This window comes from Butyrivibrio sp. ob235, from assembly GCF_900109475.1.
Classification (GTDB): Bacteria; Bacillota; Clostridia; order Lachnospirales; family Lachnospiraceae; genus Butyrivibrio.
In genome coordinates this window covers 21,349-34,071 of the sequence record NZ_FOBE01000038.1, presented here as the reverse complement: position 1 = coordinate 34,071, position 12,723 = coordinate 21,349, and the positions used below count along the sequence as shown (strand labels likewise).

Annotated in this window: 9 protein-coding genes; all 9 read right to left on the bottom strand. The window is 37.7% G+C overall.

The genetic code is table 11. The features are described from left to right. Positions 1–227: helix-turn-helix domain-containing protein (locus tag BMW61_RS19125; protein WP_139176469.1), on the bottom strand; the 227-nt coding region annotated here is incomplete at its 3' end. Between the two features lie 295 nt (positions 228–522). Further along, complete coding sequence (locus BMW61_RS19115; protein WP_242876822.1) at positions 523–663, bottom strand: hypothetical protein; 141 nt, start codon at positions 661–663, stop codon at positions 523–525. Beyond that, positions 645–926 (bottom strand): hypothetical protein, encoded by a 282-nt coding sequence (locus tag BMW61_RS21680; protein ID WP_139176467.1) that lies wholly within the window; start codon positions 924–926, stop codon positions 645–647. Before BMW61_RS21680 ends, BMW61_RS19115 begins: the two co-directional genes overlap by 19 nt. 261 nt (positions 927–1,187) lie before the next feature. After that, on the bottom strand, positions 1,188–2,030 hold the full coding sequence (locus BMW61_RS19110) for a hypothetical protein (protein WP_091825297.1): 843 nt from the start codon (positions 2,028–2,030) through the stop codon (positions 1,188–1,190). Between the two features lie 28 nt (positions 2,031–2,058). Beyond that, a complete protein-coding gene (locus BMW61_RS19105; protein WP_091825294.1) occupies positions 2,059–3,879 on the bottom strand; it encodes a GmrSD restriction endonuclease domain-containing protein in 1,821 nt (606 codons plus the stop codon). A 457-nt stretch (positions 3,880–4,336) separates the two neighbouring features. Next, a complete protein-coding gene (locus BMW61_RS19100) occupies positions 4,337–4,930 on the bottom strand; it encodes a hypothetical protein (protein WP_091825291.1) in 594 nt (197 codons plus the stop codon). Positions 4,931–4,951: 21 nt separating this feature from the next. Then, the gene (gene brxL / locus BMW61_RS19095; RefSeq protein ID WP_091825287.1) at positions 4,952–7,003 is read right to left on the bottom strand and encodes a protease Lon-related BREX system protein BrxL; all 2,052 of its coding nucleotides are present in this window, start codon (positions 7,001–7,003) and stop codon (positions 4,952–4,954) included. Next, positions 6,993–9,332, bottom strand: a complete 2,340-nt coding sequence (pglZ, locus tag BMW61_RS19090) for a BREX-1 system phosphatase PglZ type B (protein WP_091825284.1) — start codon at positions 9,330–9,332, stop codon at positions 6,993–6,995. The genes brxL and pglZ overlap by 11 nt, the downstream gene beginning before the upstream one ends. Positions 9,333–9,334: 2 nt before the next feature. After that, positions 9,335–12,715 (bottom strand): Eco57I restriction-modification methylase domain-containing protein, encoded by a 3,381-nt coding sequence (locus BMW61_RS19085; protein WP_091825281.1) that lies wholly within the window; start codon positions 12,713–12,715, stop codon positions 9,335–9,337. Positions 12,716–12,723 lie beyond the last annotated feature (8 nt).

The following is a 12,723-nucleotide window of genomic DNA, read 5'->3' as shown; positions in this document are numbered from 1 at the left end:
ATAGCATTTTCCGCACCACCATTTTTGTACTTTTTAAGGCAGAGTAATACGCTGTTACGATTGAGCCCAACCTTTTCAGCTATCGCATCTACAGATTCGCCATCAGCCTTTAGAAGAAGAATTCTTGCTCTTGATACGATTTGGGCCTGCATGGTTCTGGTGCGAACTATAGATTCAAAGTACTCACGATCATCATCAGGAAGAATAAGTGGTTGCGCTTTTGCCATACTGAAATCACCTCCAAAGGTTTTATATTATCAGTATAGCATATTGGTCTATTTATTTAAATTACAATCTACTAGATTCCACTGTACTTGATCCGGATTTGCTCTGAGTTCTGGGTGATGGTATCTAAAGTATTCCAGAATAAATTATTCATATAAGCGACTCGTCCTCTGTTCATCAAGGAACGTTGACATCTTAATATTTCCTTGTTCAGTTGAAAGCCCATCTTATTACAGAGCTTTCTAATATCAACTTCCTGTAATTTCCCAAGTTTCATAATCGCCATAATGTACCCTCCTAATCCACAGGTTCCAAATACTGAATTTTCTTACCATGCTGTTTAGCATACTCAATCTCAGACCGTGTACTATCTCCGATATAACCACCAACATTGATTACAAAAATGCTGTCTGCCATATCTATCTTGCGTTTATGCATATCATCGAGCATTTCCTTGGTCTTGGTAAGGGTCCCTTCGTCCATATTTTCCCAAACTTCATGATCTTCGCCCTTCGTCTTGCTTCCTCAGGTTCCAGTTCCTTGGTAGTTCTCTCTCCCCGGAGCATCTCACCGTAATATTTCCTTGCTGTATCCTTGTTTTTCAGCTTGCTCCCAAGGGATTTTGTTCTGCCGGTATCATCTCCGTATTGGGTTGTCCCCGTATTCTTGGAATCTCTTGATCCATATATGCTTTCATTCATCGCTCTTCTCCATCTGATCAGGCTGATACTTTCTCCGTATCAGCCTTGTTCTCTGCACTCTCTATGAATTTGGTACTGATGACCTTATGTCCCCTGAACGATTTGCGCCCCTCATAAGAACACTTTTTTCATAACACAGCTATCGGAATCCCCATTCCGGTAGCTCCCTCCAAAAACAACGCCGCAGTATTCACATTTGAATGCTACGGCTTTATATATCTGATTGCCTTTTTTACACTATTGAATTCTCTGTTGTCTAAATCAATCAGAGCAGGAAATATCTCTCAAATAATCCCCTATTCTTTTCCAATCTCCGACCATTAGTTTTGAAGCTGTGCTTATCCTATCGCCTTTTGGAATGCTCTTATCCCTTATCCTATTAATGGCACCATTCTGACCAGCATGACTTACACCAAAAAAACGGACTTCAAATCCTTCAAACTGAATATCCTGATAATTAGTTCCATCATCCAATGATTTCCAGAAATCTTCTGCAATATTTCTGATTTTTGTCCTATCATTTATAAAACTACTTACCAAGTTGAAATATGTATCTGTTCCCAAGCAGATAACTACTTTAGGTCGCTTTATGTCTATTAGTTTTGCGATATACTTGCTGTCATGTTTTATATATGCAGAAAGATTCCCACCGCTAATCTTATTCCCAGATCTATATCCCAAGCATGCATTTGTCATGAAAAGCTTCGGATTTGAAGGTATATCAGCGCTATACTCTTTTCCTAGTCCTTCCTTTGTAAGCTTGATAAGCATATTATCTGTTTTATTCTTTTCATCTGCCTTTACCCTTTTGATGTATTCGTTTGAAATGAACTCCCTTTCACCCATACTACTCTTAGCACATTTCTCATAAAAGGATCCATTGTCTTCATCAGTGCAGATACCAAAATCCTGACCAATAATCATAACTTCAGGATTCTCTATTCCTCTTCCCTGCCAATATGTCCAAAGATTTATCTCCTCGGTAAGTCCTCTGCACCAAACCAAGTCAAAAAGGTTGTCGTTATTCTTTATATTCTTCAGTTCGGGAAGTGCGCTATTATAATAATCTGACACGTCCCTTATCAATGTTATGTAAGAATTCATTTCTGACTCCGTGTGATAAATTCACTACTTATAAGCTGTTGTAATATTTCTTTATCTTCCCAGCCATAAGTTTTCTACGTTCTACAAGGAATTGCTCATAGTTACCAGCTTCCATATCCATCACATATGTAGGGATGCAATTCACAATCAAGTTGGATTCAAACTCTTCAATATTTTTAATTGTTCCAATAGTCCCCTCTGCTCCCTCACTTTGATTTTTAGCCATTTTAAAGTATTCATTAGGTGCTTTCTTTCCTACAGCAATATTGATACTTGTATCAAGATATGTATAATTTGCCACCTGATTATAACTGGCCTTATCAGTAATGCCATTATCCTTAAGGTACTGCTTAGGGAAAATGTGATGGACGTCACCCATGGAAGAAACCAGATCCTCAACATCGACATTTCCTGACAATAACGACCTGTCCTTAAGAAATATCTGCGCGGCGATGAAAACATTGAAATATGGGCTACTAATAGCTGAAGTCTCGAGATTCTGTACTAATCCGACATTCCAATAATCTTCTGAAAGTGAAGCTGCTTCCGTTTCCTGAAGAAATGGTAAGAATCCTTTCTCTCCAATACGTCTCAAATCCTGATCCATCTTCGATTCAGGAGAATTTACATATCTTCCCGTCAAGGTAGAAAGGACAAACCATTTCTGTACATAACGTTTAATCTGTACCTTATCTACCTCGCCACTATACTGAAGGATGAGGAATAATGTATAAGCAAAATCCAATGTCATTTTTGAATTAAGCAATTTAGGTGAAATAAATCCTGCAGCCTTTATTGCCAAGACAAACTGCTGGAAATTATACTCGTTCATAAAGTTCATGACACCGTCATGGAGTTTCATAAAGCTATCTTGAGCAATATTCTCTTCATAAGTTCTTTCAACGAAATTTCTTCCAGAGAGAAGACTAACTAAATCACCCAACTTCCCTCTACTAAACTTGTGCATAAAACTTACACGGAGCATATCTCCAAAATCCGGATCATAGATATCCCCGTTATCATCCTTAAGCCACGACAGTTTCTGTGCATACTCAGAAGCCATAAACTCTTTATCACTCTCTTTCAAAGTACTATAAAAAGCCGGATCTACTGCCAGATGACAGAAATAGTCAATTGCCTTTCTAAGCATATTTCCACCATATTTCTCGTCAGCAGCAATCTTTGACATGGCAAAATCTGCCTGATTCAAGCGCTTTCCCTGAGAGTTAATTCTCACAAAAATCTCAGTTACCTCTCCAATATCAAGCTCTGGAACAAGCATTATTGCACCTATCTGGCTGTTCTTTATTCCTGACAACTTCGTTATTGCCTTGTTGATATCTGCAGAATTCACCTCAGGATTATCCTGAATATACTGTGAAATGAAGCTGAAACTATCAAAGTCTGGTTTAAACACTACTGATATATCCGGAATCCATTTTTTATCCTTTAAATGGATTGGAGTTTGTACCTCAAAGCGTGATTCATCATTATCTGCAAGGGGATTAAAGGCAATCCTGATTGTTTTCTGTACATAATCCTCTGTCAAAATCTGCTGACCTGCTACTGCAGTCATAATTGCAGTAATGCGCTGTTGTCCATCAATGAGGACTTTTTTACCAGTTGCGCTTGAACCATCCTTTAGACGAACAGTGGGATTCTGCCATATGATTAAATATCCTGTAGGATAGCCATTATACAGAGAATCAATTAGATCTCTCACCTGACTTCCTTTCCAAACAAAAGGTCTTTGTATCTCAGGAATCGCAATTTCTCCAGATTCTATACTTCCAAGAATCGAATTAACAGAATACTGTGTAACGGTATATTTGTCATAAGTTGGACTCATTCAATAATCTCCTCTTTCGAACTATGGCATACTTTAAGTATATCGCTTTGAGATCTATCTTCCACTACCCAAAAGCTGTAATATTCTTAAGTTACATTCTGAGTAGTTCCAGAATGTAACTTGGAAATGTATAGAGGAAGAAATTGCCTTTACACTGCTGAATCCGCCATACTCTATGGTGCTGCTTTCAATATACACCTTTAATCATGTCTCATGAATATTAGTCTATTCAGAAGCATCAATTCTTCCATTCTTACTTGTATCAAATTGTGAATTATAATAACCGTTGTTGTGACTCATAATTTGTCACCTCCTAGAGGGCTCGTCGCAACGCTTACTCATTAAAATGGAAAAGCTCTACGTCAAGAAAATATAAAGCTGCTATAAAAGAAGAGACAGCCAGATACTGCCTCTTCACTTTTCCTGTTTTTATATTTTTATTTTATGCTACTATTCCTTACCGCTTTTGTTTCGCACATGAACTTGGTCTCTCACATTCATATTCAAAATTTATGCAGCTTCTGTACGTACACATTCCTGATTTTCTGTATCGACAGTCATTTTGCCCTAACTCTAAATTATTATCAGTTTTATTTGCAATAGAATTTCTATTAATGCTTTCATGATACTCGGCTATTAAAAATGATAAACTAGAATGCGACATAGTATCTAAAACATAATTCTGTGTACTTACTACTATACTGTTTCTTATGAAATCATCTTCAATCTCATCAATTATATTGATTTTGATATATGTACTCGGCTTTTGCAATAATTCATCATAGTAATGAGGATATGCCCTATCAGGACAATTTTGAATTACTTCACTAATATTGCAAAGGTAACTTTTTTCCTTTTTGTATAATACTAATGCTGGCTGTTCTTCCCCTAAAATTGTTTTTATTAACTTTTCTGAGAGAACTGTTCCCATCTTGCCAAACCAACAATACCCATATTGTTTTATTACTTCCTTATGCTTTTCAATCAGATCAGTCTGAGCCTTTGTAGAATATCGAATCACAAGGAATTTTTGACTTTCTACTAACTTCACCTATGCTTTTCCTCTTTGCTCTTATATTTCCAAAGCTTTATTAACTGCATCTCTACCATCAATGTAATATTTTATATCAATTCTTGCTGCCATCTCATCAGATAGATCATTAAGTTGATGCCTAGATGATACAGGTAATAGCATCATTGCAGCGCCTTTTTCAACTGCGCTTTCAACAAGTTCAACCGGATTATAAAGGGTCTCTATAGAGCCTCCTAAACTAATTTCTCCTGCAATTACCATACCTGCTTTAACTGGCTTCGCAAGCATAGCAGAGCAAAGTGCTACTAATATCGGCACTCCAAGCTTCGCTCCACTCCTAGAAGTATCGAGTGCTTTAAGCTGAATATTGAATTCAAATTCACGTGGTTTTTTATCACCAACATATTGCATGGCATTAGCATAAAGATTCTGTTCAGCATAGTTAAGACTCTCCTTAAATGGTATAGGAGCCGGTTTATTAAGAATATGCATACCGCTTCCTGGGTTGCATGCAACTTCAATCCTGAACAATCCCTGTGGGTCTCCATCAGTATTTCCAGGGCTCATACTCCATACTTGTCCTGGTGGAAGAGGTTCAGAGGTGATACTATTCTCCTTATATAATTCAGGGGTAGTTACATACTTCTCAACCTTATCATTGGACATGATATAGCTGAACTGAGTATTTCGGAATTCTGCTGAACCTATTCTTTTCTGCTGTTCTTTTACTCTTCTACGAGCCTCTAATGCAATACGAACAGCCCATTCTATATCTTCATCGGGAATACTAATCGTATCACCAGACGGATATAACAATTTTAACAATCCGCTTATGGTCTTATTTACAGCATTAGTGTCACGCCCTGATAACGAACTGCCAAATGAAACTCTTCCTTGTATCAAAGGAAGTCTGGACTGATTTCTCAGGAGATTCCAGCTCTGAGAAAGGAAATCACTTACAAGCGCAAAATGATTAGTAAAATAATGTGCACTGAGTTTTGGAATATCCCAACCAGGAAGGTATGCATGAATCCTGTCCATAAATGCTGTATCATTGCGCATCTCCGGTGGAAGAGGGCCAAACAAATGGCCTACGCGCTGTTGCTGTTCAACGTCTACGTCAAAATTTCCAACCATAACAACGCCGCCATCTGCTCGTATGCTTTCCTTACCACGGCTGAACTCTCCACTTTCCATATAGCCTTTTAGAATATTAACACCATCCTTCTGGTCAAATGATATTCCACTTACCTCGTCAAAGCAAACAACGTCATACATACATACAAGTCCTCGCTGACCTGTAGAGTTATTAACAAACATCTTTGCAACGCTGGCTTTGCCTCCACTTACCAAATGAGCATATGGCGATATCTGCTGATACAGATGACTCTTACCTGTCCCACGTGGTCCAAGTTCAATCAAATTATAATTTCTCTCCACAAATGGAACCATCCTAAGGAGATATGCATTTTTCTGTTTCTCGGTCAGTGTCTCGCTCTCGATTCCTATTGAGCGCAGCAAGAAGTCCTTCCACTGTTCCGTAGTAAAGTTGCTCCTAGCTTCAGCTAAAGTTTCAAGACAAGACCGGTTTGAGACCTGTACCTCCTTAAGGCTGACTATAGAAAAAGGCATTCCACCTATTCCTTGAGTCTCAGCTCCATCATAAGCAAGCTCAACTTCTGCATAGAAGCCTCCTGTAAGCATTCTTTCGTTCTTTTTTACAAGATCTGATTCTATGCGAACATCGCTAAGCCTTAATGAAGGAAGGCTAGCAAGATAACAATCCTTCTTTGCATCCAGCCGAGCAGATATAAGGTCTATGACTTTAACTGAGCCCTGCTCTCTTGCTCTTGCCTTAAACAGTTCCTCTTCTCCTGCACGTACAGTCTTAGAAGAAAGCTGCTTTTCAACTATCTGCAAGCCTTCTTCAATCTCCTGTTCATCTACACTAGCACAGTACCGTCCCAGCATAAATTCAACGACATATGTTGGAACAGGAAATTGTCGTCCAAACTTACGTACAAGATCTTTCCTAACTAAATATCCATCCATGTATTTATTTGCCAACTGATCAAGTTCGTCAAGTTCCATGATTATCACCTATTTGTATTTGTTTTTGATTAATTATCTTCTTATCTAAGTTAGATATAAGCACTATATATGCTGACTTTCCTTCTATATCATCTGCAGTCACTATCAATCTTGTATGGCCGTCGCTATCCGGCTGCTTTTTCTTATCCACAAGGGAAGATGAAGAATCAGCAGGAGCAACTCTGATATCCGCTATAATTGAATCTACATCTCCACTTACATCAAAAGAGCATGCCATGCCTTTCCAACTCACATTCTTTATTTCTGTTGTTTCTACTACACTCGCCCTAGAAACTTCCAACTGTAAAGTGAGACATTCCTGCAAACTCAAACCACCATGTGCATACTCTTTACCATCTACAAAAGAACCAATGCCACGAGCAGCAGCTACCTCCACATCAGAATTCCAGCTCCATGGCACTTGCTGATATTCACATGGAACGCCTTCTGCCATTTTTGCACAACGTCCTCCATTAGATTCCGTCATAGATCCTGGAAGCGTACATTTGGGCATCTTATTTGGTATAAATAGCCAGCCATGATCTGTTACGACTTCAATATACTTCCAGCCTGCATTGCACAACTCAACTATCTTATTATATATTTCTGTAATCAACATATCGACTTGCTTAGCCATAGAACACTGTTTATCATGTCCCAGCTTGTCAATACTCCGAGTTTCACACCATCCGTAATCACCCTCTTTTACTGATGCATCAGTGATTATAATCCATCCTTTGTTTTCAAGACGTTTTTTAAAACTGGTCGAATTAATCATAATACCAGTATCTTTGAACACCGGTCCATAATCATCACAAATTGTTCCCTCCAATTCGGATATTATAGGACTTACAGCATATTTTCCACACGCTGTAACAGTGGGGAATGGGCACCAGAATTCTTTCTCCGATACTTTATACTCGTCAGATGACGCAATCAGCTTTTCTTCAAGCATCTTGGCCATATCATATCTCAAGCCATCAACGAATAAAATACAAGTATTTTTTTTATACCTAATATCCATACCAGTATATGGATATCCCTCCTTCTCAACCGCCTTTTGAAATGCTGTCGTAACATGATCTATCTGGTTCTTATAAAAACCTGACAGGAGATTTTTAATACAGGTCATCTGTTCGTCATTCTGTGTAGACTGTAACGACAAAAGGGCATTCTGATCAGCCTTATATCCACATTTCCTATAATATTCAGCAAGCTCATTTATTGTAGAACCTTGTATTCTCTTTTCAAAAGCTTTAACAATCTTATCTAGGTAAGCTGTAGCTCTTGCAATTTGAGCCTGCCCATGCCTTCCCCACAATGTTTCTATTCGCAAAGAATGTTCTTTTTCTAACAGTTCTATCCCAGCAATTATCTCTTCTTCACTCTTATCAGCAAGATTTTTCAAACTATAAAGCAATTGTGTTTCCTGCTGATCGTTATATTGTGGCCATCCTTCTTCTGACTTTGCGTATTTTCCCGGGATGATAAAAGGTTCATAATAACATTTTCGAATCTGCTCTTCTATCTTGGGGTAAGTATCATACGCCATTTCATACTGCTTCCATACTGATTTCCACTCCAAAGTACAATGTTTTGCCAGCATTTCCGCAGCGTTTATCTGTGTATCCTTATCAAGATCAAGTCCATATCGAGATTTAAAGAGCTTTTTCAACGCTAATCTTTGAACATCATCTTGAAAAATATCGTCACCAGAATTGATATATCCAAGCAAACTGTTAATAGTATCTCCACCAGCAACAATTCCATTCAGGTAGTCAGCATCGATATGCTGATCTATAAGTTCAGAAAGCCTCATATTTAGAATAACAGGTAATGCCAACTTTAATGTTTCCCTTACTTCAACACCATCAGGGATATCAAGCCCAATTCCTTCTGATGTATTTCCCAAAAAGCTAAAAGGAGTTATATCTTTAGAGCTTCTTTGACTAAAAAAACGGCCAAGGTATTGAAGCGGAATAAGTGGCTTCAAAAGTGGTTCTGATGTCTCTGGCCTGAATTTTTCTCTTCCAACACCCGGCATATATATAACTGGAACCCTATCTTTGGGATACTCAATCGGTACTGTTCCCGTCATAGCACAACGAAGCCATATTGCAGGACCAGTCTTTTCAGGGGGATTATAATCTCCCAATACAAACAGTTCATTCATTTCAGTTTGTAAAACCTTAATAGCATATTCAAATCTTCGCTCAGCATCAGGCCATAATATCACTGCAGGCTTAACTTCTGCGCTATCATTGTAATCAGAAAGCTGTCTGATTTTTCTTATTAGAATATCTATAATACGTTTATCATTATCTGCCACTATTATTCTCCTCGAGCTGCTTTCTTTTCTGCAAGAGTAAGATGCTTATCATTAATTCTGTCACCATTAAACTCACTATACCAAGGAGAAGACTCTACATCTTTTCCCCTATCTTTATTCCAACTAATGTTAAACTTATCCCTAAGTACCCCAGCTGTTACAAACGGTCTTATATTCAGCCTTATGCCATCATTAAAATCCGGATTCCACCCAATACTTTGTTTTTTCAAATCTTTCCACCTAACAAAAATATCATATGGCTCCTCTCCTTCAAGAACCTGAATAAGCTTTTTTTGAAGAGCCATTGCCGCATCAAGTCTCCTTTGTGCACCTTCAACTCCAACAGCAAGGTCACTTTTTTGGTCTTGAATCCAACTGCCTAAAACTGTATATATTAGTTTGGAAAGCAATTTGTTATCCAGTTTATGATAATTTACGAATGCTGAAAATCCATCCCGTTGTCCATCCCATATATGCCAAATGAACGGTCTATTAGAAAAAGTTTTACAATGGTCCTTAAAAAATCCATTTCTTAAATAATCTTCAAGGCTTCTTCCTCCAAAATTCATAGATGATAAAAGGTTCTCCAATACTGAATTCGACCATCCTTCACCATATGCCTCTGCAAGTAATTGAATAAGTCTATCAGAAGCACTTTGTTCCTTTCCAAGGCTCGAAATGCAAACAATTCCATCGTTATCCGCAAACTTTTCCAAAAGCTTAACTTCTTCAACTAATTTGTGTTGTTCATCAGCCATTTCGATACCAGCGTCAAGTTCTCCTGGCCATTTATATCCTAAAAGGCGGCATACGGCAATTTGCACAACATCTGCATCTACTCTATCTATGCCGCGAATTAACTTTTTATCTTTATCATCCCAAATAATAGTTTTACACGGATGACCATGGAAAATCCATTGTCTTGGATCGTTAGTAAAAGGCCTCGGCATTCCATTAGGGAATCTTTCAGCAGCAATTTCTTTCCAGTACTCAATCGAAAATGGTACTTTAACTAATGTTGCATTTGTTACATTCAATTTTTGATCAATTTTCCTGACATTAGTAGTGTACTCTTCATCATTACAATAGCACCACATAGCATCAACATCAGACTCTGACTTAGGTATAATAACTGCTAAATTCTGATGAAAATAAGTCCCAGAATAACAAATTGGTTTTATTGAACGTGTTCTAACTAATGCAACACATTTTTTATTATATGCATCTCTACCCTTAGTTGGATAAGACGTAGGCGAATTTACTAATGCACCTACTCCGTTCTCCCAACGTAATATTTGTGTAAAACCCTCATAAAAATCGGCATCATTTACTGTATCAGGAGTATTTTGAAACAGCTCCCATATTTGCTTTCTGTCAACAACTTCTTGCATTTGAAATACATACCTGGGATCATCCCCCGTTTGCAAACCTACAACGCATTTGGCATATTTAGAAAACAATTCTTGATTATCAAGCTCAGATAATGTTATTCTCGCATCTGGATTATTCAATTGCATTTGCTGATTAATTAGCTTAACTGCATCAATTTCAATATGATTTTCTTTAAGCTCAGGAGATTCATCTTTAGTAAGATCAATTGCAAAAAAAGCATTGTCATTGTCTCTATCTTTTTTAGACAGTATTACTAATGCAGTAAATGCGCCTGCTGCAGCGGGAGAATTAAATCCATTTTCCCCTAGCTGTACAACACTATTGAATTTATAATTGTTAAGCAAATCAATTCTGAAGTTTTTATATGATGTTAAAAACATCCAATTTTGAGGAACAACACAAGCAACCGTACCTTCCGATGACAACTCAAGGCATCTTGAAATAAATACGGTTGCAATATCTCTTTTCGAATTAGGATATCTTGCATTAAAGAAATCAGATAATATTGGATGTAAATCTCCAAGTTTTCGATATGGTGGGTTTGTTGCTACTAACGTATATCGCCTATTCAATAAATTGGCAGAATAAGTTATACCTCTAGCACTTAATCCAGCTTCTCTATCATCATCGTCCGTATCATCAGCAGCATTTCGAAAGATATCCAACACTTCATCTAATTGGTGAGAATTATCTGCATTTTTCGCTATATTCCTTGGATTTATTAAGCTTCCAAGTATTGGAGCATTCTCATATTGTTCATATATGTCCATTAAAATGCTTCTAGAACTAAAATCGTTTGTTTTACGCTTTACATAATTAGTCCATTCAGGTTTGGTCATTCTTATTGATTTACCGCAACACGCTACTTTAAAATCTGGAATGGATCTCCATCCTCCTGCTCCTGGGAATGTCCATGCAGCAAATGCTAATGCGAAAACAGCCATTTCAACGCACCTTGCATCGATTTCAAGACCATGTATATTCTGTGAAATAACAAGATCACAAGCCTCACATGCACTTACTTTCTCTAATCTCATTCGAATAGATACCAGCATTCGAAAAGCAGCAACTAAAAAATGCCCGCTTCCACAGCAAGGATCAAGTAATGTAAAGTCTGATAAATTTGGGGGCCAATTGTCAAAATTCCCTGCAGCTATTTTCCATTCATCAGTCTCTTTTTCTTTGGTAAATCTTAGAAAATTAAGAGGAGTTTCCGGAAGAGATACCTTATCTCTCAATTCCTTCTCACAGGAAGCATTTTTAAAATCATCCCTGCTTAACAATTTTGACGCATACCAAGCTCCGATGGAATTATCTAACAGGAATGAAACCATATATGGCTCTGTGAATAACTGCGTAACAGGTGAAAGTTCTCTTTCCCCTATTTTAATTTCACTTTCGTTAATTTCTTTTTTTCTCTTCTCCTGCCAAAACTGGTAGCACCAACCTATAGAATCGCTCGCATGAAAAACAGAATCATCAAGTTCTTCAACTATTTCTTCCAAAGCCTGCATATCGGATGCACTGAATTTCAATCTTAAAGACGGGCTATCTTCTCTAAAAATCATTGGCAGCATCTTTGATGCATAAGAAACAGCGCATTCCCACCTATTTGAAAAACCTTCTTCTTTAGCAAGATCGTCACATTCAGCTAGGGTTACAGCGACTTTCATATCAGGATGCATAAGAAGGTTATTTTCAGCAAGAAAACGTGAAAAAAGCATACAATGCCAATGTTCATAAGCACACTCTTCAACCAGAATATCAATATCCTGTGTACCATCTGTTTTACGTTCATCACCCAGTTCACGCCCATGAGCTCTTAACGTTCTTCTCAACGCCCTCTGATCATCAGACATATGGTTATATGGTTTATTATCTCCAACTGCCAACATTTTTACTGCTTTTCTTGCAGCATTCTCTGAAATATCCCTTGCATTGAGGACAGCCGTATTCAATTCGTTTCTTAATGCTTTATCTAATGTCTCCATATTTCATC

Bases quoted from the DNA above. Each gene is read 5' to 3' on its own strand.
- BMW61_RS21680 (WP_139176467.1), bottom strand. From the start codon at position 926: ATGAATGAAAGCATATATGGATCAAGAGATTCCAAGAATACGGGGACA.
- BMW61_RS19105 (WP_091825294.1), bottom strand. From the start codon at position 3,879: ATGAGTCCAACTTATGACAAATATACCGTTACACAGTATTCTGTTAAT.
- BMW61_RS19115 (WP_242876822.1), bottom strand. From the start codon at position 663: ATGCATAAACGCAAGATAGATATGGCAGACAGCATTTTTGTAATCAAT.
- brxL (WP_091825287.1), bottom strand. From the start codon at position 7,003: ATGGAACTTGACGAACTTGATCAGTTGGCAAATAAATACATGGATGGA.
- BMW61_RS19110 (WP_091825297.1), bottom strand. From the start codon at position 2,030: ATGAATTCTTACATAACATTGATAAGGGACGTGTCAGATTATTATAAT.
- BMW61_RS19085 (WP_091825281.1), bottom strand. From the start codon at position 12,715: ATGGAGACATTAGATAAAGCATTAAGAAACGAATTGAATACGGCTGTC.